The sequence below is a fragment of the Streptococcus sanguinis genome (genome assembly GCF_008329445.1).
GTDB lineage: Bacteria > Bacillota > Bacilli > Lactobacillales > Streptococcaceae > Streptococcus > Streptococcus sanguinis_O.
The window spans coordinates 495,217-518,940 of sequence record NZ_VIBR01000001.1 but is presented as its reverse complement, the minus strand read 5'-3'; the positions used below and the strand labels follow the sequence as shown (position 1 = coordinate 518,940).

General features: G+C 41.7%; 27 protein-coding genes. 2 read left to right on the top strand and 25 right to left on the bottom strand.

The features are described from left to right. The 13 genes from FKX92_RS02670 to lepA form a co-directional block, all read right to left on the bottom strand. Nucleotides 1–1,350 (bottom strand): TrkH family potassium uptake protein, encoded by a 1,350-nt coding sequence (locus FKX92_RS02670; RefSeq protein WP_149565450.1) that lies wholly within the window; start codon nucleotides 1,348–1,350, stop codon nucleotides 1–3. After that, entirely contained in the window at nucleotides 1,347–1,898 is a 552-nt protein-coding gene (locus FKX92_RS02665) for a putative immunity protein (protein ID WP_002900218.1), read from the bottom strand. Before FKX92_RS02665 ends, FKX92_RS02670 begins: the two co-directional genes overlap by 4 nt. A gap of 252 nt (nucleotides 1,899–2,150) precedes the next feature. Next, complete coding sequence (gene kphA / locus FKX92_RS02660; protein WP_002895313.1) at nucleotides 2,151–2,390, bottom strand: RNA-binding protein KphA; 240 nt, start codon at nucleotides 2,388–2,390, stop codon at nucleotides 2,151–2,153. 19 nt (nucleotides 2,391–2,409) lie between these two features. Then, nucleotides 2,410–2,682, bottom strand: a complete 273-nt coding sequence (gene rpsP, locus FKX92_RS02655) for a 30S ribosomal protein S16 (RefSeq protein WP_002895310.1) — start codon at nucleotides 2,680–2,682, stop codon at nucleotides 2,410–2,412. Nucleotides 2,683–2,809: 127 nt separating this feature from the next. Then, the gene (locus tag FKX92_RS02650) at nucleotides 2,810–3,637 is read right to left on the bottom strand and encodes a hypothetical protein (RefSeq protein ID WP_149565449.1); all 828 of its coding nucleotides are present in this window, start codon (nucleotides 3,635–3,637) and stop codon (nucleotides 2,810–2,812) included. Nucleotides 3,638–3,648: 11 nt separating this feature from the next. After that, nucleotides 3,649–4,338, bottom strand: a complete 690-nt coding sequence (locus tag FKX92_RS02645; RefSeq protein WP_149565448.1) for a YjjG family noncanonical pyrimidine nucleotidase — start codon at nucleotides 4,336–4,338, stop codon at nucleotides 3,649–3,651. Nucleotides 4,339–4,543: 205 nt separating this feature from the next. Next, nucleotides 4,544–5,470, bottom strand: a complete 927-nt coding sequence (locus FKX92_RS02640; RefSeq protein WP_149565447.1) for a cysteine peptidase family C39 domain-containing protein — start codon at nucleotides 5,468–5,470, stop codon at nucleotides 4,544–4,546. A gap of 53 nt (nucleotides 5,471–5,523) precedes the next feature. Next, on the bottom strand, nucleotides 5,524–6,357 hold the full coding sequence (locus tag FKX92_RS02635; protein ID WP_149565446.1) for an AraC family transcriptional regulator: 834 nt from the start codon (nucleotides 6,355–6,357) through the stop codon (nucleotides 5,524–5,526). A gap of 197 nt (nucleotides 6,358–6,554) precedes the next feature. Beyond that, nucleotides 6,555–7,049, bottom strand: coding sequence for a YkgJ family cysteine cluster protein (locus FKX92_RS02630; protein WP_125409360.1), 495 nt, complete (start codon nucleotides 7,047–7,049; stop codon nucleotides 6,555–6,557). 166 nt (nucleotides 7,050–7,215) lie between these two features. Then, complete coding sequence (locus FKX92_RS02625; protein WP_149565445.1) at nucleotides 7,216–7,860, bottom strand: hypothetical protein; 645 nt, start codon at nucleotides 7,858–7,860, stop codon at nucleotides 7,216–7,218. 104 nt (nucleotides 7,861–7,964) lie between these two features. Beyond that, on the bottom strand, nucleotides 7,965–8,756 hold the full coding sequence (pnuC, locus tag FKX92_RS02620; protein ID WP_149565444.1) for a nicotinamide riboside transporter PnuC: 792 nt from the start codon (nucleotides 8,754–8,756) through the stop codon (nucleotides 7,965–7,967). 328 nt (nucleotides 8,757–9,084) lie between these two features. Then, complete coding sequence (locus FKX92_RS02615; RefSeq protein WP_149565443.1) at nucleotides 9,085–9,717, bottom strand: hypothetical protein; 633 nt, start codon at nucleotides 9,715–9,717, stop codon at nucleotides 9,085–9,087. Between the two features lie 42 nt (nucleotides 9,718–9,759). Continuing rightward, complete coding sequence (gene lepA / locus FKX92_RS02610; protein ID WP_149565442.1) at nucleotides 9,760–11,583, bottom strand: translation elongation factor 4; 1,824 nt, start codon at nucleotides 11,581–11,583, stop codon at nucleotides 9,760–9,762. A 122-nt stretch (nucleotides 11,584–11,705) separates the two neighbouring features. Here lepA and FKX92_RS02605 point away from each other — a divergent pair, with 122 nt between their 5' ends. Beyond that, complete coding sequence (locus tag FKX92_RS02605; protein ID WP_149565441.1) at nucleotides 11,706–12,521, top strand: Cof-type HAD-IIB family hydrolase; 816 nt, start codon at nucleotides 11,706–11,708, stop codon at nucleotides 12,519–12,521. A gap of 78 nt (nucleotides 12,522–12,599) precedes the next feature. Here FKX92_RS02605 and FKX92_RS02600 read toward each other — a convergent pair whose 3' ends face one another. From FKX92_RS02600 to FKX92_RS02575, 6 genes are all read right to left on the bottom strand, one after another. Beyond that, entirely contained in the window at nucleotides 12,600–12,965 is a 366-nt protein-coding gene (locus FKX92_RS02600; protein ID WP_002918883.1) for a TIGR02328 family protein, read from the bottom strand. A gap of 51 nt (nucleotides 12,966–13,016) precedes the next feature. After that, on the bottom strand, nucleotides 13,017–14,111 hold the full coding sequence (gene hemH, locus FKX92_RS02595; RefSeq protein ID WP_187759367.1) for a ferrochelatase: 1,095 nt from the start codon (nucleotides 14,109–14,111) through the stop codon (nucleotides 13,017–13,019). Nucleotides 14,112–14,305: 194 nt separating this feature from the next. Further along, the gene (locus FKX92_RS02590; RefSeq protein WP_004186629.1) at nucleotides 14,306–15,589 is read right to left on the bottom strand and encodes a glycosyltransferase; all 1,284 of its coding nucleotides are present in this window, start codon (nucleotides 15,587–15,589) and stop codon (nucleotides 14,306–14,308) included. Next, entirely contained in the window at nucleotides 15,558–16,205 is a 648-nt protein-coding gene (locus FKX92_RS02585) for a hypothetical protein (protein ID WP_187759366.1), read from the bottom strand. Before FKX92_RS02585 ends, FKX92_RS02590 begins: the two co-directional genes overlap by 32 nt. Then, nucleotides 16,198–17,340 (bottom strand): glycosyltransferase, encoded by a 1,143-nt coding sequence (locus tag FKX92_RS02580; protein ID WP_187759365.1) that lies wholly within the window; start codon nucleotides 17,338–17,340, stop codon nucleotides 16,198–16,200. The genes FKX92_RS02585 and FKX92_RS02580 overlap by 8 nt, the downstream gene beginning before the upstream one ends. A gap of 2 nt (nucleotides 17,341–17,342) precedes the next feature. Beyond that, nucleotides 17,343–18,113 (bottom strand): SDR family NAD(P)-dependent oxidoreductase, encoded by a 771-nt coding sequence (locus FKX92_RS02575; RefSeq protein WP_149565437.1) that lies wholly within the window; start codon nucleotides 18,111–18,113, stop codon nucleotides 17,343–17,345. Nucleotides 18,114–18,251: 138 nt separating this feature from the next. On the opposite strand from FKX92_RS02575, the gene pepT reads away from it, so the two are divergent. Then, nucleotides 18,252–19,475, top strand: coding sequence for a peptidase T (gene pepT, locus FKX92_RS02570; RefSeq protein WP_149565436.1), 1,224 nt, complete (start codon nucleotides 18,252–18,254; stop codon nucleotides 19,473–19,475). 45 nt (nucleotides 19,476–19,520) lie between these two features. Here pepT and ifs read toward each other — a convergent pair whose 3' ends face one another. The 6 genes from ifs to FKX92_RS02540 all read right to left on the bottom strand — a co-directional run bounded on the left by ifs (nucleotide 19,521) and on the right by FKX92_RS02540 (nucleotide 23,706). Then, nucleotides 19,521–20,408: an NAD glycohydrolase inhibitor gene (gene ifs, locus FKX92_RS02565; protein WP_149565435.1), complete on the bottom strand. Its 888-nt coding sequence runs from the start codon at nucleotides 20,406–20,408 to the stop codon at nucleotides 19,521–19,523. Between the two features lie 129 nt (nucleotides 20,409–20,537). Next, a complete protein-coding gene (locus tag FKX92_RS02560; RefSeq protein WP_149565434.1) occupies nucleotides 20,538–21,416 on the bottom strand; it encodes a DUF4299 family protein in 879 nt (292 codons plus the stop codon). 26 nt (nucleotides 21,417–21,442) lie between these two features. Next, a complete protein-coding gene (locus tag FKX92_RS02555) occupies nucleotides 21,443–21,874 on the bottom strand; it encodes a hypothetical protein (RefSeq protein ID WP_149565433.1) in 432 nt (143 codons plus the stop codon). A gap of 33 nt (nucleotides 21,875–21,907) precedes the next feature. After that, nucleotides 21,908–22,330 (bottom strand): hypothetical protein, encoded by a 423-nt coding sequence (locus tag FKX92_RS02550; RefSeq protein WP_061589062.1) that lies wholly within the window; start codon nucleotides 22,328–22,330, stop codon nucleotides 21,908–21,910. A gap of 11 nt (nucleotides 22,331–22,341) precedes the next feature. Then, nucleotides 22,342–22,764, bottom strand: coding sequence for a hypothetical protein (locus FKX92_RS02545; protein ID WP_061589063.1), 423 nt, complete (start codon nucleotides 22,762–22,764; stop codon nucleotides 22,342–22,344). 282 nt (nucleotides 22,765–23,046) lie between these two features. Beyond that, the gene (locus tag FKX92_RS02540) at nucleotides 23,047–23,706 is read right to left on the bottom strand and encodes a DUF6572 domain-containing protein (RefSeq protein WP_149565432.1); all 660 of its coding nucleotides are present in this window, start codon (nucleotides 23,704–23,706) and stop codon (nucleotides 23,047–23,049) included. Between the last annotated feature and the right edge of the window lie 18 nt (nucleotides 23,707–23,724).

Here is a 23,724-nt window from a genome sequence, read left to right as displayed (position 1 = left end):
CTATCCAATCATAATGTCCGCCTTGCTGTAATGCAAGGTTGCAGCCTTCTTCGGTTGATAATGGTTGAGACTGACCATAAGAGTCAGCGGCCCCACCCGTCCAATAAACATTAGCAACATAATCACAATCATACCAGCTGTATTGAGGCTGGTAGTGATATTGGCCGTGACACCAACTGTAGCCAATGCCGACACAGTCTCAAATATCAGGTAAATAAAACGATGACTGCTATCGGTCACTAGCCCAAGAGCCAAAAGACCAAGCAGAAATGTCAGCTGAAAAATCACTGTCACACCAAAAGCCTTCTGCACTAGCTGAGGAGACAGCGTTCTCCGTCCCATATTGGTATGAGGCAAGCCCAGGATTTCCTTTCGAGCAAAAAGCAAAAGAACTAGGAAGGTCGTAATTTTCAGACCGCCCGCTGTACCACCCGGAGCCCCTCCCAGAAACATCTGGAGCAGATAGATAAACAGGGTTACTGGACGAGCAGCTGTATAATCAATGGAAGCAAAGCCAGCTGTCCTCATACTGACTGTCTGAAAAAAGCTGACCAGTAGCTTATCGCCAAAGGAAAGATTGCCAATCGTTCCAGGATTATTGTACTCCGTCCAAAGACTCGTGACCGTCCCAAAGACGAGAAGACCAGCAGTTAGCAGCAAGACTACCTTAGTATGAAAGTGAAGCCCCTTCTGTTTTCCTCCCAATTTAGTCGCCAAGTCAAACCAGACCATAAAGCCCAGTCCCCCAGTGATGATGAGGAGAGCCAAGGTGATATTAACCAAAACATCTGTCTGAAAGCCCAGTAGGCTATCATTACCAAAATTATCAAAGCCCGCATTACAAAATGCAGAAACGGCTAAAAAGATAGAATTAAAAATCCCTTTTCTCATACCAAACTTGGGAATGAAGCGAATCATGAGAAGGAGCGCACCCAGTCCTTCGATAGCAAAAGTCGTGATAAAAATCGAACGGACAAATTGACCTAAGGTACGATTGTTACCATAACTAAAACTATCCCGCAGAATACGGCGATCCTTGAGGCTGAGCTTTTTCCGACTTTCCATGGTGAAAAATCCGATAAAAGTCAGGATTCCCAAACCACCAATCTGAATCAGCAACATACAAAGGAGCTGTCCCCAGACATTGTATGTATCCACAACCGATTGAGTAAAAAGCCCTGTCACACAGACCATCGAGACAGCTGTAAAAAGATGATCCAGATAGCTCGCTTGGGAACTTGCCGTCTGCACCCAAGGCAGACTGAGTAGCAAGGAGCCACAGAATATCACCAGAAGAAAAGACAAGATAATCTTTTGCGCTGGTGACAAGCGTGAAAATAAATGCTTCATAAAGTTTCCTTTCCTGATCTAATAAAAGCAGAGGCCAGCTCTATCTGTCTTTCTCTTTCCTTGACAGCCCGCTGCATATCATCTGGACTCTGCAAATTTCTGACTTTGATGGCATAATCCGCTGCGACAATAGCATGGCCCCGCATGTGGCCTGTTGCAACTGCTTGGGCAAAGACACGCGCAGCATATTTACCGATTTGTGATTGGGCTTGCTGCGACAGTTTGTTAGCCAAGAAACCAGCCTGCCTTAGTTCATAGGCAGATGCCCTACCATCAAGTCGAGCCTGAAAAATTGCTCTTACCTGAGTCAAAATCTTCTGCTTTTCAGACTCATCTTCCGCATCTATCAGAGCTATAAAGCTTGACGCCATTTTCATAGCCCATCGAGCCAGTTGCCCCTGAGGAAGCTGTTCCAAAACAAGCTCCAATTCCAATCTCTCCTCACCATCATCCAGGATTTTCAGCTTGTATGGACTCGGTAAAATCACTTGGCTATTCTCATAACACTTGCGCTCATGAGCGTTCCAAGCATAATCTTCTGGCTTCATATGTCCTCCAGTTTCGAATTTTTCTAAACTCGCCCCTGCATTTCGTTCTTCTCTTAAATGAAGTGTCTAGTTCTCACATACGCTCGAACTGCATCAATTCCCCTAAATTCAACTGCGCCTAACGGCTTATTTCATTAAGGGGCTTGTACCCACGCTTTGCTGGGCATCAATTTCTCTAAGCTCACTTGAGTGCTGTGCACTCAGTTCGCTAAGAGAAATAGAAAAAAACGGGACATACTGGTCCCGTTCTTCTTATTTCTCATCAATGACGATGCGAACTTTTTTGTACTCGGTTGGGACAGAGTAAACAATCGTCCTTATAGCGGAGATAGTACGACCTTTACGACCGATTACACGTCCAACATCACTCTGATCAAGATCCAGGTGATATTCTAAAAATTCAGGTGTATCCTCAATCTTGATAGTTAAGGCATCTGGCTGTGAAATCAAAGGTTTCACTATCGCAATAATTAGATTTTCAATCGTGTCCATATGTCAACCTACGCTTCTATTATTTAGAGTATTTTGAATCGTGGAATTTCTTCAATACACCTTCTTTTGAAAGGATGTTGCGTACAGTATCAGAAGGTTGTGCACCATTACCCAACCACTCAAGGATACGGTCTTCCTTCAAAGTCACTTGGTTTTCAGCTACAAGTGGGTTGTAAGTACCAACTGTTTCGATGAAACGTCCGTCACGAGGTGAACGTGAGTCTGCAACATTGATACGATAGAAAGGTTTTTTCTTTGAACCCATACGAGTCAAACGGATTTTTACTGCCATTATTAAGGTCTCTTTTCTTTATTTTTTCTTTTGGTGAAATAGCAGAGCTATTAAGCACATGTTCTATTATAGCAGATTAAAAACAGCTGTCAAGTTTTTTTCTTGACAGAGTTAAAATTTTTTTAGATTAGTCTTTCTCGTTATTTAAAATAATCTGTTCAGACAAATTTTCATATTTTTTAAAATACAATTTGACTGAAGCGTCTTTAGGAAAAGCACCTAAATCCATATACTTATTAATGGTCTCCGGTGCATAATACTCTGTGTCTCCACTACGACTATTATAGGACCTGCTTTTTACCTCGTCTTCTGATATATTTTTCTCATCCAGTACTTGGTCTGAATGAAATTCGAAAGACCATTTTAAAAGACCAGCTTTATCCATTTTTTGGACAATCTCTTTTAGCTTATCATGATTTTCTGGATTCTTCCTGAATTCGACTAAAAACTTACTATATAGCATGAGATATTTATTTAGGCTTTCTGAATCATCAACCTTTTTAGAGGACGAAACGCTTATAGTCTGAAATAGAGCTCTGTCAAATCCTGATTTTTGCTGGTATACAGCAGTCATATCATCTTCCATTTCGCCCTCAATCTCATCAATTAAGCTAGTTATTTCTTGGTCTACCAAACAATCCAGCAGCTGATCTGCTGTTCGCTCTCCATAAAATATCTCATAAAATTCGATTTTACTGCCTTTTCGATCTGGGTGGTATTTTAGAATAGAGTACTTTTGGATATCTTCCTCGGTGAAATACAAATCAATTGTCGCACCGCCTCCCTCGTAATGATAACTGCCATCAGAACTAACCTTGACGGGCTGAAAAGGGAGCTTTTTAAAAAGAGCCTTCGTTGTTCGTATGCTTTCGTCGACTTCTTCTTTCTTAGCATAACAGGCTGTCAGTAGCAACAAACTGGCAAGAATAGAAAACAAGGCAAGGATTTTTTTCATTTGAAGTCTCCTTATGGAACCAATAGTCTGATAATGTCGTCATAAGAATAAGCGGTATAGGTCGGTTGAAAAAGACTTTCATTTTCTAGCTGCTTGGGATTGTACCAGATAGAGTCCAATTCAGCATTATTAGCGCCAGCAATATCAGCTGTCAAGGAGTCTCCAATCATCAAAGTCTGAGACAGGTCAAAATCTGGTGTCTGCTCTGCTATTTTTTCATAAAATAAAGCTTCAGGCTTCTGAGTCCCCATCTTTTCCGAGATAAAAATATGATTAAAATAAGGAGAAATGTCGGAATGGGCCATGCGGCCAGTCTGAATAGCCGTGATGCCATTGGTCGCTCCGTAAATCTCATAATCAGCTTCTGTCAGACTGTCCAAAAGCTCGCTTGCACCAGCGTAAGTTTGTCCTTGCTGAGCAATATGCTGCTGATAAAGGAAGGCTAACTCGGCGCCATCCTTCTCAATGCCAAAATGGGCAAAAAGACGAGAAAAGCGAGTGTTGACCAGCTCTGGCTTGGTGATTTTCCCCTGCTCCAGTTCCCGCCAAAGCCCCTTGTTCATGGGAATATAATAGTCTTTGTAGGTCTGAATCTCCGTCACGCCCTGCTCCTCCAAAAACTGAGTCAAGGCGATGTCTTCTGCCGTATCAAAATCCAGCAACGTATGGTCAAGGTCGAAAAGTAGAAATTTGTATGACAAGGTAGAAATCCTTTCTGAAACTGTAGTAGCTTCATTATACCACAATGCATAAAAAACCAGCCGCTCAAAAATAAACGGCTGATTCTCATTTTATTTCACCACAGGTATCCAGAGTTCCATTTGATAGTCTGGCACCCCTGGTTTCAATCCTGCTGCATTACATTCTTTTATTTCCCAAACAGCATCTTCGTTTTTCTCACTTCCTCTACTCTTCTTTATAGTGAATACACAAATCTCTAAATTTACTATCTAACGCTGCAATATCATACAAGACTTCTGACAGTTTCTGATAATCTTCCTTGATACAAAATAGATGAGCTTGGCCGAACAATCTTGCTAAATTTTCTTTTATTTCTGATCTGACAGCATCGTATTCTTTTAAGAAGTTGCTCATGTATAGATTTCTGATAGAAGCTAATTTGAAACTAAAGTATTGATGAAGATGCTTTTGTTCTTCATTCAAGCCATTGTCCGCTACCGACTTAGCATATTTTGCAATCACATTCTCCTCGCCGTACTCATATCGTTGCTTCATCAGTATAGATGTTTTCTGGTAAATCTCTTTGGAAGTAGGAGATTTGATTTTTTTGAAGTTTCCCCACATGGAGAAAGAACCTCTTTTATAGTCGATATTTTTAGCTTCCCAGGCTTTTAAAAATTCTGAGAAACTCATTTTCATACTAGCAAAGCCTGCTGGATCATGGAAATAGATAAACTCATCATCTAGATCATAAACTGAAACAAAATGGTCCACCCCATACAAATGAATATGATTGGGGTTATAAGTCAGATAACCCATGTCCAAAGGGCCAAGAACAACTGACCCGCTGAGCAAGAACTTACTTAAGATCTCTCTGATAGAGGGAAGATTCAAATCATTTGAATCCTTTATATAGTATTCATCATATGTAAAACCCAGAATGTTTAAAGAATGGCTGATAGAACTATCTGGCATTCCATTATCAAAGAAAACTAAGGGGTGTTTTTCATCTTCCTTTACAATACTGGCGCCATTTCCCATTACCATAATGGCTTCCAAAAACTCAGGGCGAACATCATAACCGTACGAATGCAGCGCCATCGCAAGTGAATATGTATAACAAAGAGAAACGTCCCCAAAATACATCTGCATAGCATCATCCTCCTCTGTAATCAACGCCTAAAAAATGACTTGCAATCACCATTTTATTTCACCACTGGTATCCAGAGTTCCATTTGATAGTCTGGCGAGGACATGTCTCCCTCGGTGTAAACTTCAAAGTCTGGTGCTCCTGAGTGGCGATAGCCAGTTTCTGGGAAAAAGACTTCCAAAACATATTTCCAAGCATGGTGGATGCTGCCTGGTATAGCGCCTTTGACGGGTACGATGGCATATTCAGCTTCTGCGATTTCTTTGATTGACAGACCTAGTTCTTCTGCTTTAGCTTTATCCTTCACATCATAGGCAGCCATATAGTTGATGATTTCGCCTTCTTTGACATCCGAGCAGACACCAAAGGATTGGCCACTGCCCAGACTTTCTAGGCTTTCAAAGGTGTGATTTACATAGAGCTGCTCCCATGCAGACGGGCACTGGCTATTGTCAATAGCTTCCAATAGGACGCCTGCCACGGTAAAAGCAGGTTTCTTTTGAATCTTGATATCCATGTTCTTTCCTCCTGTAATCTTTAAGGATAATTGAAGTCTAGGAAAGACCCGATAAGGTTTTCCATTTCGAACTTCCGAGGGAGTAACACCATGGAATTTCTTGAAGGCTGCGCTGAAGGCATCCGCAGACTCATAGCCGTATTTCAGTGCTATATCAATGACTTTCTCAGATCTTTCCCGCAAGTCTGTCACTGCTTCTGACAGCCTGCGATTGCGTAGATATTCTGCTAAAGTCATATCTGCTAGGATGGAAAAGAGCCTGCTAAAAAGAGCATAAGAATAGCCTGATAATTGCTGGAATTTCTGCAAGTCCACTTCTGCATCCAACTTACTTTCCAGATATTCCATGGTTCGATTGAATTGATGCATCATATTCTTTTTCACCTCACAAAAGATACTAAGACCGTTAAAAGCAAAGTGAAAATAGGAAAATTAACGGAGGGGCTCCTGCTCCAAGAAAATTTTATCTTTTTCACACAGCTTTTAGGCCGTGTTCAATTCTAACTATAATCTAACAGATATAAGATACTTCCGCCCTAGAATTTTTGTACAAGATTTAGAGGAGGATTTTACAAACTATCCCGCAGCTTCTCCACAAAGAGATAAGCCGCAGGACAGGTCAGGGTATTTTTGATTGTCAGATGATTAATCTGATGAATCTTCTTGCGGTCTGTATGGGGGAACTCACGGCAGGCCTTAGGACGGACATCATAGATTGAGCAGAGATTGTCTCCACCTAAAAAAGGACAAGGCATGGCCTTGAAAACCTTGTCACCGTCTTCGTCTACCTGTAGAAATTCCTCTTCAAAAGCCGGCAGCTTCATCTTGAAATACTTGGCAATTCGGACAATGTCAGCTTCCTTAAAGTCTGGCCCCAGAGTTTTACAGCAATTGGCACAGGCTGTACAATCAATCTCCTCAAAGACCTCATCATGGATTTGCTGGGCAATCTTATCTAGGTTTTTTGGTGGCTTTTTCTTGAGACTGGCTAAAAATTTTCGATGCTCTTTCTGCTTCTGCAAAGCTAGCTGATGATATTTTTCAAGGTCGATTTCTTGGGTCATATATTTTTCTTTCTGTATTCAAATTGTTTTTATTATATCATAAAATGAGCGCTCTTAAATGTTGTCAAATTTAAAGAATATTAGATATCTCATCTAACAAAAAATCTGAGAACGAGTCCCAGATTTGCTTTTTATGAACTTAGAGAGCAATCATCAAATGCGGTCGCTAAATGCTTTTTCCACCGTCCTTGCTGACGCTCCATGTATCTTCGATATAGGGGATAAACTCATACAGAGTGTCTTCATCACCTTCAAAGGACATCATATAGACCTTATCGCCTTGTTTGAAGACCCAAACCGTTAGGTTTTGAGTGGATTTTAAAACAACATTAATCTGAAAGGCTTCATTTCCAGCTACGGTACTCTTTGCTCCCCAAAAATCATCGACTTCCTTATTATCCTTCCAGTGATAAGCAATGCGTTGGGCAATGGTTTCAGCGTTGAATTCTTCACCCTCTCCGATATTGGCTTTTTCTTTTGTATAAGCGTTCATCGTGACAATGTTATAGCCACTTCCATCCGTATACTGGACGCTATCGCCACCATCTACATCTGTAAACTTAATCCAATTATCAGGAATACTAATATAGCCATAATCATCAGAGCCAACCCGCTGCGTACCAGTAGTCTTTGACGAATCTTTTTCTTTACGACTGCTACTACTTGTATCGCTGTCATCTCTCAGGGAAACTCGACTGGAAGAATTAGATGGTTTCCGACTGCTATAGCTCTTAATAAGGCTACAAGAGGACAGGGAGAGGCCGGCTAAGATTATCAGGGAGAGCAGAAAGTACTTCTTTTTCATGGTCATTCCTTCCTAAATCTAATAAATTTTACTAATACTAGTTTACCATATTTTTAGGACGAAAGGAAAGAGAGACATTGTCACATCCGATTGCTTTTCCGTTTGTAGGACTATGATTTTTTAGCAGCCTTATTCCACTGGTACCATCCGACCAAGCTGTTGATTAAATAGATCAAATATTTCCCTTGAATCTGAAGGCTTTCACCCCACCAAAGGTAGATAGAAAAAATATTGGTCGCTGCCCAGAAAATCCACTGTTCGCGATAAACAGCCGTCATCAGGATTTGCCCTACACCATTTGTCGCATCCGTGATTGAATCACGATAAGGACGATTGGCACCCACAGACTGATAAATCAAGCCAAAGACCAACCACCAAAGCACACTAAGCGATAGATACTTTGTCCATCCTTTGGCATCTAGCTTACGAGCAACAAACTCTTGCTTTTCTTTTTTGAACTGACCTTGGTAAATCCACACCAAGAGTCCAATTGGCTGCATGATTGTAAAGTAAAGAGTCGTCAGGACCTCACCATAGAAACCTTTCTGCAAAGCCAAAATCAAGTAAATCACAGAATTGATCAAGCCAAAGAGGTAATTGCTAGCCCGTCCTTCAGAAACGAAAATTACACAGATAATCCCGGTTAGACTGCAAATCATCCCCGTCCAATCCACGATGCGATGTTCATATATCAGCTCCAGCCAGAGCGGAAAACTCCCTAGAATCAAGAGATAGGCCCATTGACCTAGACTGCGATGAGCAAACAAATCGTCCCAGATAAGCTTCAAGGTACCAGAAAAGCCGAGCTTCTTCATACTAGTCACCATGCGTTTATAGCCACCAGACATTTCAGAAAGCGTCAGCTTCATGTTTGCGATTTTCTTTTGGATATAAGTATTCATTCTTTCTCCTTTTGTTTTTTAAGAGCCGTGTCAAATTGACTTACGGATGCAACGCTCTATTATTTTCGAACACGCATAAGATTTGTCTTATGCAGTGTTCACATTTTATCATATTCCTATTTCAGAAAATGTCAAGTAAAATCAAAAAAAGATTTTCTAACGTTCGGATTTCAAGAAAAGACCTACAAATTTTTGTAAGTCTTTTTACTTGGATTCGTTAGTGGTTGAACGTTTTTTCGATTTATTGCTATATTTTTGTGAAACATAATTAGCTTCTACACTGAAAAAACAAGAGACTTAATAAATAAGCCTCTTGTTTTTTAAACTATTATTCGCTGACTGCTCCCTTGCCATCAAGGCTCCAAGTATCTTTCATGTTTGTAATGAAATCATCAAGAGTTTCTTCGTCGCCTTCAAAGGATAGTATATAGACTTTGTCATCTTTTTGAAAAACTAATGTATTAGCAAGTTGCCCCGATTTCAGAATGATGTTTATTTGAAAGGCTTCTATTCCTGAGACAGTACTTTTAGAGCCCCACATCTTCTCAATATTATCTTTTTGACTCCAATTATAGGCTACATGCTGAGCAATTGTTTCTGCATTGAAAGTCTCACCATCTGATACTTCAGCTTCTGCCTTGGAAACAGCATTCATGGTAACGATATTATAAGCAGAACCGTCGGTGTATTGGATAAGTCCCTCAACCTCTGCATCAAAAAATTTAATCCATTTACTTGGGATATCGATATAACCAAACTCTGGAGAACCAACACGTTTTGTTTCTTGATTGGTTTTGTTCTTGCTTTTTTTAGAAGAAGAATTTGAAGACTTCTTTTTCACTTGTGCACTGGAACTAGTCGAAGAACTAGATTGATCAGGCTTTTGTCCAGACTTGGCACACGATACAAGAGTAAGTGAAGTTAATACTAGAACTGCTCCAAGCAGATACGATTGTTTCATGTTTTTCTCCTTTTGGGATATATTACCTAGAGATATAAGGTTTTATTCCTCATCCATACTCAGGACACTGAGGAAGGCTTCTTGTGGGACTTCGACAGATCCGATAGCTTTCATCCGTTTTTTACCGGCTTTTTGTTTTTCAAGGAGTTTCCGCTTCCGAGAAACATCACCACCGTAACACTTGGCCAAGACATTCTTACGCAAGGCCTTGATGTCTGTCCGAGCCACGATTTTCTGTCCGATGGCTGCCTGAATGGGTACTTCAAACTGCTGACGAGGAATGATTTTCTTGAGCTTGTCTACAATCAGCTTACCACGCTCATAGGCAAATTCCTTGTGAACGATAAAGCTAAGAGCATCAACCTTGACGCCATTAAGGAGAATATCCATCTTCACCAACTTGGACGAGCGATACTCAGAGATTTCATAGTCAAAGCTAGCATAGCCACGAGTAGAGGACTTGAGCTTGTCAAAGAAGTCAAAGACGATTTCAGCAAGCGGGATCTGATAGATGACATTGACCCGATTATCATCGATATAGTCCATGGTCACAAAGTCACCGCGCTTGCGCTGAGCCAACTCCATCACCGCTCCGACAAATTCCTGGGGCACCATAATCTGCGCCTTGACATAAGGCTCTTCAATGGAATCAATCTTAGTCGGATCCGGAAACTCGCTCGGATTGGACACATCAAGGGAAGCACCATCCGTCATATTGACCTTATAGATAACGGACGGCGCCGTCATGATCAGATCAATATTAAACTCACGCTCCAAACGCTCCTGAATGACGTCCATGTGCAGCAAGCCCAGGAAACCACAACGGAAACCAAATCCTAGCGCCTGCGATGTTTCTGGCTCAAACTGCAGACTGGCGTCGTTTAACTGGAGCTTTTCAAGCGCCTCACGCAGGTCATTGTATTTATTGGACTCGATGGGATAGAGACCAGCAAAAACCATCGGGTTCATCTGCTTGTAGCCGTGCAGAGGTTCTGCGGCTGGATTGTCCGCCAAGGTCACTGTATCTCCGACCCGCGTATCCTGTACCGTCTTGATAGAGGCTGCGATATATCCAACATCCCCTGTTGCTAGGAAATCGCGGCCAATAGCCTTGGGCGTAAAGATACCGACCTCAGTCACGTCAAAGGTCTTGCCATTGCTCATGAGCTGAATGGTATCCCCCGGCTTGACCACACCGTCCATAACCCGTACTTGCAGGATTACCCCACGATAGGCATCGTAGACTGAGTCAAAAATCAAGGCTTTTAGTGGTGCTTCAACATTTCCAGTCGGTGCTGGAACTTTCTCCACAATCTGCTCTAAAATTTCCTCAATTCCGATACCAGCCTTGGCAGAAGCTAAAACTGCTTCGCTAGCATCCAGACCAATCACGTCTTCAATCTCTGCCCGCACCCGCTCTGGATCCGCAGCTGGCAGGTCAATTTTATTGATAACTGGCAGGATTTCCAAGTCATTATCCAGCGCTAGATAAACATTAGCTAAGGTCTGAGCCTCAATCCCCTGAGCCGCATCCACGACCAAAATGGCCCCTTCACAGGCAGCTAATGACCGCGATACCTCATAGGTAAAATCCACATGTCCAGGCGTGTCAATCAAGTGGAAGATATAGGTTTCGCCGTCCTTAGCAGTATAATTGAGCTCGATAGCATTAAGCTTAATGGTAATGCCGCGCTCCCGCTCTAAGTCCATGCTGTCTAAAAGTTGGGCCTGCATTTCCCGGCTGGAAACCGTTTCAGTTGCCTCCAAAATCCGGTCAGCCAAGGTTGATTTCCCATGGTCAATGTGGGCAATGATGGAGAAATTGCGGATCTTCTCCTGACGTTTTTTTAAATCTTCTAAATTCATTTTTCTCATCCTTTTAGGGTATTCTATTTATTATAACACAAGACCAGTGATTTTTCCTATAAACTCGGACTTTCTCTGTAAATTATGCTATACTAGTCAGAGAATAATTTTGGAGACACTTTATGATTAAAATTCTTGCACTTGATATGGACGGCACCTTGCTCAACAGCAAAAAAGAAATTCCTCAGGCTCACATCGAAGCTCTGCACCGAGCTATTGAAAAAGGGGTTAAATTAGTCCTCTGCACAGGTCGCCCCTTGGTCGGCGTCAAGCCCTATTATGACAAGCTAGGTCTGGCACAGGAAAACGAATATGTCATTGTGGACAACGGCTGCGCTACACACCAGACCAGCGACTGGAGTCTGGTAGATTGGCAGGAGCTGAGCGGTCAGGATATTCGCTATCTCTACTCCCTGTCTGAAAATAGCCCTGTTCAGTTAACTCTCTTTGATGAAGAGCATTATTTCGTCGTCGGAGAAAAAGCCAGTTCCTATGTTGTGAATGACGCTAGCTTAGTCTTTACTAGTCCAACCGAGATTAGTCTGGAAGAGGCATGCAGCGGTCAATACAGAATGTTTCAAGCTATGTTTTTAGGCAGCCAAGAGCAGGTAGATGCTTTTGAAGCCGACTTTGGCCAAGAAATCTGCCAGCGTTTCAGCGGCGTTCGTTCTCAGCCAGTCATTTACGAGGCCATGCCAGCCGGTGTGACCAAAGCCTTTGCCCTAGAGCGATTGGCTAAACAATTGGACGTCAATCCTCAGGAAATCATGGCAATCGGTGATGCTAACAACGATATCGAGATGCTGGAATATGCAGGTCTCGGTGTTGCTATGGGTAATGCTTCAGACTATATCAAAAACCTAGCCGATGCCGTCACAGACAGCTGTGAAGAAGATGGCGTCGCTACAGCTATTGAGAAGTTTATTTTGAACCCATAAAAGTCAAAAAGGAAGAGCAATGTCTCTTCCTTTTTTTGTTCTATAACCTTAATACTATGCCGTCTTGGCACTTGGAAATCAGACAATATCTATTCCCTTCTCTTTCAGATTTTCCAAGCATTCTTGCAGATAGGCTGCGTCATGCTCCGGATAAATGGGATGTTCAAGCTCCTCAGCTGGTAACTGCCGGTACGGAGGACATGACTTCCCACGGTAGTCTTTATCCAGCCAAAGGCTGTCTGACTGATAGCCCCGTCGTTGCATCTCCTCCATAATCAAGAGATGATAAGAATACAGGCAATAAGGGCTGTGCTCAAAAACATAGTTGACCGTCGCATGCGGCTTGCCCCAACCTCGTCCACGTAAGGCTGCACACTCTCGGTGCTGGCCTAAAAGCTGCTGGCGCGGAAGTTTTTCAATTAAATCTTGGTGCCAAAGTCTCACGGTTTTCTCCTTCTAGAATAATCTTATAAAATCATCAACGAATATGAACAATCAGCTCTTGGGCAGTTTTCCTGCTTTCTCCAGCATTTTTTTGACAAAATACGGCATCTTAACATTCTCGCGCCCCTTTTTCTCAATCAGCTTCTTGACGAAATCTGGCATTTTCAGCTCTGCATCCTCTGCAAGAATCTGGCTGCTCTCCTCCGACGGCTGCAATTCATTGAAGGTTTCTTCTTCTGGAAAACATTCTTTGAAGGGTTCATGCTCATGGTGGCGGATAGTTTGAATCAGGGCCTCAATTAAACGGTCGTCTGCATTGGGCATAGGCGGTCTGTGATAAGCAACACCCAGAACATTGCAAAGTTCCTTACACTCCACGTCATTGTCAAAAAGGACCTCTATATGCTCACTGATAAAGCTAATCGGCACAAAAATATAATGCTGCGGATGTGTTTCTTGCTGTCGCATGTAGTCCAGCACGTCAGGTTTGATCCAAGGGAGTCCGATGTCACTCTCACTTTGCCAAACATTGAGATAATCCTCTTCTGTCAGACCTAACCTTTCAGCAGTCAAACGGGCATTGTCATAGATCTGATCAATGTAAGGATCTCCAAAATCCAAGGCCAGAATAGGCACACTGTGGGCTGAGAAGAAAATCTTGAAGGTCTCTTCTCTAACCTCTTCTGTAAGAATCTTTCTCAGCTCCTCTGCCCAATAATCAAGAATAGCTTCTTCCTGATACCATTCCTTAATGATATTAAAGCGGATGGAATCACTCTGGATAAACTTCTCATAGCCCATGACAGAATAGTAAGAAAAATGCGGCTCTAGAATCAAACAGATACAATCCTCAATACCATCCTCTTCCATCTGCTCAATCACATCTGGTATAAAAGGATGTGAAAATTTATTGGCAAAATAAACCGCATACTCGCCAGCCAAACGCTGACGAACCTTTTCCACCTCTTCTAGACTGATACGCTGCAGAGGCGTTCCACCGATGAGGACATAGTTATCATAGAGGGTCTGAATTTCATGGTCTTGCGGCCTGACACCGCGGCGAATATTGGTAAAAAATTCAGCCACTCCCTCAAAGCTAATCTCCTCTGGCGAGCCAAAAGTCATCATTAGAATTGCTTTCTTCATTATCTTTCCTCTTCAGTCACTCCGAGAAAGCCAAGCTGGCTTTCCAACGACTTTCTTGTAATCACTTTCATTTTAACATCTTAAAAAAGACTTGAATAGACCAAAAACCTATTCCTTGAAAAGAATAGGAAAATTTAATAATTCAGACACTTTAATATTAGAAGTATGCTTTAATAGTTTGTTGAGTTTTCCATTTATAAATTAAGCTTGAGCAGGCGCCCCAGCTCTTGATAGAGAATTTCTGTAGGCTCATATTCTTTACTTTGCTGGGCAAGAGTTTTCAACTGAGACCAGTCCGTGCGATCTGTCAATTCCTTAAAAAGCCGCAGAACTTCTGTATCGGTCTTTTTGCGAGAAACCAACCCCACCTGAGCTAGCTCAGCACGAACGGCATTGTCAAACTGGTCATAATCCTGCGGCAAAATGAGACTGGGAATCTCCTGCTCAATACAAGCCATCATGATACCCGTCCCTGCATGGTGAATGGCAAAATCTATCTTGTCCAAGATATCTGTATAAGGCAAATAGTCAAAGAGCAGCAGGTTTTCAGCAAGTCTCTTCGGAGCATTGCCCAAGCCACTAGCTTCACCCAAGGTAACGTAAAATAGGTAATCTGGGTAGAGCTGACTTAGCTTTTTCGCTCGCTCCACCATGCGCTCCTTCTCCCATTTCAAATGAGTGCCGCAAGTCACTAAAACCCGCTTCTTTTCGGTCTCAAAATAAGACTCATGTGCTTCAGGTAGACGATCAAAGGACAGGCATTTGTAGCCAACCCAGCGAAGATGCTTAGGAAAATCATCTCGAAATTCTAGCTCTTTCATGCCCAAAGCCAAGATAGAGTAAGGCGAGTAAATAGCTTCTGTGCCGTCTTCCCGATAGAGTTTAAAATCTTGATAGTCTCCCAAACTCTTCCGGACTAAAGCAAAGGCCATTTTCTTTCCACAACGAATAGCTTGCCTGCCTAAAGCATCTCTGAATTTGTACAAGACACCTTGGTGAGGTTTCCAGCCTCCTAAATAAGTCGGAGTTGTCGTCCGGCACTCAATCGCAACCGGACTCGGAATCGTGGTTATCCAGGGGATGCCAAAGCGATCAGAAATCAGGCCTGCTGGTGAAGCAACAAAATCCGCTATGACCAAATCCGGTTGATCTCCCTCTTTCCAAATTCGATTTAATTCGTCTATAACTTCTGGAATTAGTCTAGAATTGGCTCGAAACTGCTGATAGGTAATCAAAGGATTGCTTTGCTGCGGGGTGTTGGCGATGTCCTCCATCACCGTCGGTCTTTCTGGAAAGAGTGCTAGACAATCAAAACCGATTTCCTCTACTAACTCTTTCTTTTGACAGCCAGTGATAACCCGAATCTGAAAACGTGGATCCGCTAGCAGAGGCTTGACTACGGTCAAAGTAGGCAGCAGGTGGCCACTAAATGGCACACTAATCACATCAATCTTTATCACTTTTTCTAATCCAGTCATAAACTAATCCTTTCACATCTTCCCTGTATTCATAATCAAAATGGTTGCTACCCACTATCACATCAGCTAGATGGCCATCTAGACATCTGCTGTAAATATCCTTCCTGCCCTTGATGACCAGCGAGTCAATATCCTTGCGATTTAGGAGTCTCCGTGAAACAGGCCCCAGCGCAATCACTCTCAGTCTGATCGGCAGATTTTCCTCACCCAAGCTCTCCAGCCACTGGGTCAGGATATTGAGTCCCGAGCTCTTGCAGATAATGACAGCATCCTCAACATCCAGTAAAGGAGACAAATGCCGCTGCAAAGCCTCCTGAAAGCGAGAATTGTAGAGAGTATGCCAATAGTAACGGATATTGGAAATGGAAGCTGTCAACAAGGAAACTTGGGTTAGTCTCCCGTGCTCAAATCTCTGGTTAAACGGAAAATTACTAGCCACCACTGAGAAATCCGATGGACAAATCTGTTCAAGAAACTCAAGCTGTCCTGCAGTTAAACTAGCGCTCTCCAAATGGCTGCTGCCACTGAGAAAAAGCAAGACTTTGCTTGATTTTAGCAAGGTTTGGTCTGGCGACAGAGCATCCAATTTATCCAAATACTGCTTCATCTTACTCATAGCGGATTTTCCCATCCGTCACTCGAATCTTCCTTCCCCGCCAGTTAATCACCCGCGGACTGAGCAAGACATAGAGGAAAAGCCAAGGCAAGACTAGGTCATTCAGCACCTCGTAGAACACTTCATCAGGATACGGCCGAGCAGTTAGGATAAGGCGACGATAAGCTAACATCCAAACTGCCTTGACCAAGAGCAAAAGCAAAGCCAACAGCTCAAAAGGCCAGCCAAGAAAGAAACTAATGAGCAAGGCAGGAAAGGACAGAAAACTAGGAAGAACAATTAAAATAATAACCTTCCAGTCCAAGTGTTCCTTCAGATAGATAGAGCTAAAAAGCAGCCAACGCTTCATTTGTAGCAAATATTGCTTGGCATCCTTGATCGTAGTCCGAACATTACAAGTCACCCGCGTCTGGATAATCTCCACTCCCTTGCTGCGCAGAAAATCCGCTACAGCCAAATCATCACAAAGATAGTCTTTTATAGCACTGAAGAGCTTCTGCTCCCTAGCCAGTTCAAGTGGCAGGATGTAGAACATTCCATTAATCGAGTGATTAGCTTTAACTTCTGCCATGGTAAAATAGGTAATGAAAGAATTTCCATTGACAAAAGCTGCTACTAGCTTGGACCAGAAATTGCTTCGCTCTTGATTATAGGGAATGCCGGTCAAAATAACACTCTCACCTAGATAATCTGTCAACTCTCCCATTTTTGAAAAATCAATGACACTGTCGTCATCGAGAACAATCAGATATGGCCGGGTCAGCCCATCTATAATCTGCTCAATTTTATAACTCTTAGGATTAATCCCCTGGGGGACATCCCCCATGAGAAAAACGCGAATACGCTGGGCATAGGAAGGATTTTGACAAATCTTATCAGCCACTCGCTGCGCCTCTGGATCAGACTGATCAATCAGCCAGTAAAACTCCACTGCTTCTGTCTGCCGGAGATTGGCTAGTAAGTCATTTTCCAAACGAGGGTCACCAGATAGGATGGGCTGGACCACCGTATAAAGCTCCTCTTGAAAGTCCGATGAAGAGCTCTGCCCTTTTTTCAAATAAGCCAAAGATAAGAGCCAACGCAAGATAAAGAGAAGCAAATAGGCAGCAGCCAGCAAGAAAAAAATAAGTTTCATGATCAAAGCCCCTTTCGTAGATAAGCGCCAATCAAACGGATAATCCATCTTTGTGGAAGTAACTTCATGAGCCAAGCCAGTAGTCGATATCTCTTGCCCACTATAGCATAGGAACAGCCTTGCTGAAGGAGTCTGATGATGCGTCGTGCTGCTATCTCCGGGCTCATTTGCAACTGACTTCCACCCAAAGTATCCTGCAGCTCTGGAGGAAAGATAGCAGTCTGAACCGGTCCTAAAATGTAACAACAAACTGTCACTTCAGAGCCTTTGAGGCGCAGCTCTTCTTGCAAGGCTAGACAGTAAGTCTGCAAAGCGGCCTTACTGGCGCTGTATGCTGCCAGATAAGGATGGGGACAAAGGGCTGCCAGAGAGGAAAGCTGGACAAGCCTTATCTTGCGATTGCGCTCCGCAACTTGCTTGATCAGTCGAATCGGCGCTTGGTAATTGACCCGCCAGAGAGCCTTTTCATCAGCTTCCGAAAGAGATAGCGCTGGACCAAAATTAGCCAGACCGCAGCAATTAATCAGTAGATCCGCATCTAGCTGCTGAGCAAAATCATCTACCGCAGCTGCATCCAGCAAATCCAAAACTCTGCAGGAAAGCTTGGCCTGAACCCCAGACAAGTCCTCTTGCAACTGAGTGAGTTTAGCTTCATCTCTGCCAACCAAGACCAGCTGGTCTGTCCTTTGAGCCAGTTCTATAGCCAGCTGACGACCTATACCTCCCGAAGCCCCCAAAATCACAGCTTTGCTGATTATTTTTTCCATTTGCATAGATATAGTTTACCAGATTTTGACAAGATATAAAACTAATTGCTAGATTTTGCCTTTATACCCAAGAAACGAAAAACATTTCTCACTCTCTCCTGAATATGCTAAAATAGATTTAAATGAAATGAAAAAGGAGCATTTATGAAATATCCTAATCTTTTAGAGCGTTTCCTGACCTATGTCAAGGTCAACACGCGCTCAGACGAGACATCTACTACTACACCCAGCACCCAGAGTCAAGTGGACTTTGCCAACAAGGTCCTCATTCCTGAAATGAAGAGGGTTGGCTTGGAAAATGTCTACTACCTGCCTAACGGCTTTGCGATTGGAACTCTGCCAGCCAACGACCCTAGCTTTACCCGCAAGATTGGCTTTATTTCCCACATGGATACGGCGGATTTCAACGCGGAAAACATCCAGCCGCAGGTCATTGAGAATTATGACGGTGGAGTGATTCCGCTGGGGCAATCTGGCTTTAACTTAGATCCTGCGGACTTTTCCAGTCTCCATAAATACAAGGGCCAAACCTTAATTACAACTGATGGAACCACTCTTTTGGGAGCAGACGACAAGTCAGGTATTGCTGAAATCATGACTGCTATCGAATACCTGTCTGCCCATCCAGAAATCAAGCATGGAGAAATTCGAGTTGGCTTTGGACCGGATGAGGAAATCGGTATCGGGGCTGATAAGTTTGACGCTGAAGACTTCGATGTGGACTTTGCCTACACAGTGGATGGCGGACCTCTAGGTGAGCTCCAGTACGAAACCTTTAGCGCTGCTGGAGCAGAGCTGACCTTCCAAGGCCTCAATGTCCATCCAGGAACTGCTAAAGACCAGATGGTCAATGCTCTCCAGCTGGCTATTGACTTCCACAACCAGCTGCCAGAAGCCGACCGGCCAGAGAAGACTGAGGGCTACCAAGGCTTCTACCACCTGATGAACCTGATCGGTACTGTCGAAGAAGCTCAAGCTAGCTACATTGTCCGCGACTTTGAGACAGAGGCTTTTGAAAATCGCAAAGCTGCTATGCAGGCTATTGCTGAAAAGATGAACCAAGAGCTGGGCAGCGAACGCGTTATCCTGACCCTCAAAGACCAGTATTACAACATGAAGCAAGTCATTGAAAAGAACATGACACCTATCCATATCGCCAAAGCAGTCATGGAAAGTCTGGACATCCAGCCTATCATCGAGCCTATCCGAGGCGGAACTGATGGCTCTAAAATTTCCTTTATGGGCATCCCGACACCTAACCTCTTTGCCGGCGGCGAGAACATGCACGGCCGCTTCGAATATGTCAGCCTAGAAACCATGGAACGCGCTGTCGATACCATCATCGGCATTGTTTCCTATCAAGAGTAAAAAAATAAACCACAGAAGTTCAAGAGGGATTTCTGTGGTTTTTTCTCACTCTGGCAATTCTACCTTCAAGCTCATATCTGTAGGTTGTAACACTTTCTGAACAGCTGCGAGAAAGGCCAAACCGTTGTCAGATGGAGAATACTGGAATGTGATATGGATGACTTTTTTATCAAAGTTATCGCCATATCGTTCCACATACTGCTTGCTTTCGAGGAAGTAGATATAGTTATTGAGTTTTTCTTGAAGTTTCAAGAGATGCTCCTCTTCTAATGACTCTATCCATTTGTTTTCATCAATCAACAACAACTCTAGATGGTCATCTGCAACACCCATCGCATCAATACTTGTAACGTCTAGTTCAATTTTCTCAACTGTTTTAATGGTTTCTACTACATTAGGTGGATTGTAGTATTTTTCCTTGAATTCCTTGAGAATCTTCTCTACCTTTTCTTCGTCACACTGTCTGTATTCTGGATTACGTTCTAATACATTACACAACCCTTCATAGGTATACGTTCGTTTTTGATCATCTGATAGGTGGGAAGTGCTTTCTATAATATTTCTTACCAATTCATCTGTTTCAATAACAAAGGGAATATCATAATAATTCGTTACAAACCATTTTTGATTAGAAATATATTGAGTGACCTTCTTTAATTTCATTAGATCATTAGATAAGCTAAAATCTTTCAAGATTTCAAAAGTTCTGCGCGCTATATCCCTATCACCTTCCACATACAAAGGATATAAGCAATATTCTATCAATACTCCAATATCTGTACTATCAAGTTCATAAGAATCTCGTTGTCGAAAACGATACCTAGCTTCCGTCCCTAGAAAAACTTCAGCTTCTTTCCCTTCTTTCATTATTTCACGATAGTCTTTTACAAAATTTTGATAATTTTCTTTATTTTTCAATTTATATGTCTGCATTTATTTACTCCATTGATTAATTCTGAAAATTTCCAAACTTGGCTGATTTTTCAGCCTGATAGAACATATTTGTCGGAATGTAAAATCATATCAAAGAAGATTTCTCAAAAGATATTTTTATCCGACTTTTTAAATTTTGGCTAGTATCTGCTGCAAAGTATCAGGTGAAATCGGGTCAACAAGAACATATTTGGCATCCAGCATATAGATACCTTCAGTCAATGACTCCAAGTACTGACGATAAGGAACTTCGGCTAGTTTTTCCCCATTGGCTGTCATGATAAATAGTCGTGCAACTGCAACCTTACTTCCTTGATACTGTTGCAAATATTGAGGTTCTAGCTCTGGATGAGATGGTAAGATTGTTCGTCCTTCACTATTTAGATAGTTGACAGGAATGATGATATCCTCACCATCCTGCTCTACTTTAAAAACTTGTTGCTCAGAGTAATAAGCATTCAGCTGTTGGGTAAAGCGCAAACGCTGGTCATAACTATTTAAGAGTTGCTCGTCCGGCACATGGATAATCTGCCCTAGGTAGAGTTCATTGATGTAAATAGGACGTTTCACTCCCATAATTTCCACGATGGGATGAACTTTTACTTCCTTAGTCAATTCTGAAAGAGCTGATAAGAAAATATCTGTGAAATGAAATTCTAGAATAGAATCTTTATCATACGCCACACCATCATGTTCACATACAGTTACGTCTAAGAGAATGAGCAAGGTTTTCAAGAACATCAAGGCCCCAGTCCAGTCAGAAGCTGTCGCCAAATCTGGAACAGATACCTGATAAGCTTGACCATCAAAAGATAGACGGAACCCTAAACTAGACTTCTCTTTGACCCCAAACTGAACAGAATGGAAATCCGAAATAAGAGAGTCTGCAGATGGCTTTAAGTCCGCATCCTTAGCGGAAACGCTGTAACATTCAAAAAGTTCTGCTTGAAGCACCTCACCAATCCTTAATGATTGGTTGCTTTTTATTGAAAAAATAACTGATTTCATAATAAACTACTTTCTTACTATCTTGACTATATAGGGAGATTTTTTCGAGTTCGAATTAGAGAAAACTTTTCTGCCTCGATTGGTAAAGAACAATAATACAAATGTCCATACCTACTTTCAACTAAATTCTCCTTCTTCCATAGTCCATTTCTATTTAAAAATTCTATATCGTCAGAAACAATCGTTACCCATGAATTAGGCTTATCTAAATTATCATCACTTCGTTGAAAAATATCCCATTTCTGTTCATTAAACCAAATATGATCTATAATTTTATATTTTTTTTCAACCTGTTTTTCTGTCAAATATTTTCTATATTGTTTCAACTCTGAATCAAATAATTTATAGCCATTAGTCTCTGATAAAGGATCATAAGAAATCAAATAATATCCTGTACTATCACGATCAAAGTATTGGTGTTCAATTCCATCAACCACTATGTATAATTTATCCATCATCCCTCCATGTATTCAATATATAACAGTCATTTTCTACTTTATTGGTGATACATAATCATCTGGAAGTTTGCCTTCAGATTCTATCCACTGTTTCTCAGCAATTGGAATCAATTCTTCAAGTTCTTCCTTAGAAAACAGTTTCCTATTTTTAGGGACATCTATCAAAGAACCTGGATATTTACTTATAAATTTTCTTCTAGACTCTTTTCTCTCTTCTTCCGTCGGTGGCCAACAATCGTTTTGAACCTTCCAAGATACTTCATGTAGCGTTCTTTCCCCACTCTCTAGTAAGGCAAATAACTCATTTGGTAATTCATAAACTACTAACCAAGAAGCTACGGTTCCCTCTTCTGAAACTAAATAATATTTATCCTTATTTTTCCAGATGGATTTCCCATACCCTTCAATTTCCTCAAACTGGATAACATCTTCCCATTGTAGTCTTGTTGGTTTCATTTATACATTCCTTACTTAAGTGGTGATACATAATCATCTGGAAGTTTGCCTCTCCAGTCAATCCACATTTGCTCAGCAATTGGAACTAATCTTTCAAGCTCTTCCTGAGTAAATAACTCTCTAGTTTCAGGTAAATCAATTAATGATGTAGGGCTCTCTTCTATGAATCGTTTCTCACTAGCTTTCTTTTCTTCTTCTGTCGGTGGCCAACAATCGTGCTTAACCTTGCAAGATATTTCAAGTAGAGTCCGTTCTCCACTCTCTAGTAAGGTAAATAATTCTTGTGGTAATTCATAGACTACTAACCAAGAAGCCACAGTTCCCTCTTCTGAAACTAAATAATATTTATCCTTATTTTTCCAGATAGATTTCCCGTATCCTTCAACTTCTTCAAACCGAATAACATCTTCCCATTGTAGTTTTGTGGGTTTCATTTGTATTCTCCTAGTACAAGTTCTACTCTCAGCATTAAATATCATAAAAATCAGGCTTCTATTTCTCTTCCTCAATAGGCTACGCCATCTTTTATTCATTTTCTAGTTTCTAAATCCAAATAAAAATAGAAATCTCTTCGACTTTTCCGACACATCAAAAGGTACTAATCGGAAATTTTACCTTTGCTTATTATAACATATTGGGACTTAGGTGGTACTGAAAAAACACAGTGCTCTAAAAAAAGAGAAGATGATTATTTCCTCTATATTTCGCTAGTCTTTTCACTCCGGCAATTCTATCTTCAAACTCATATCTGTATTCTGTAATGTCTTCTGTACAGCTGCTAGGAAGGCTAAACCATTGTCAGAAGGGGAATATTGAAAGGTGATATGGATGACTTTTTTATCAAAGTTATCTCCATATCGTTCTACATACTGCTTGCTTTCGAGGAAGTAGATATAATTGTTAATTTTTTCCTGCAGAATTTCCAGATGGACTGCTTCTATTTCTTCCTCCCAGCCAACTGAATCCACCAGAAGAAGCTCTAAATGACTATCAACTATACCAATAGCGTCAAGCTCGCTAGGTTCCAGTTCTGAAACAATGGCTTGGGTGACAATTTGTGTAAATTCCTCTGCTGTGAAAAGACGACGGCTATTTTTAGGATTCTTCAAAATAAAGGAAGGATGATTTTCGATGAAGAGCTTACCAGACTCATCTTGTGTATACTGTTTTTTAGATTTCCAAAAACCATACTGCGCATAATTCATCAACTCTTTGCCAGTATGTTCTCCCGACATGTAACTATCTGCAGCTTCTTTGGGAATTTCTCTAATCACTTCTGGATAAGTAATATTAAAAGTTGGGTAACGCAAGAAATACTTATCACCATCTTGACAGATTTCCAACATGTCTTTTTGACTTACATAAATTGATTCCACTCTTATCTCCTTTGTCGT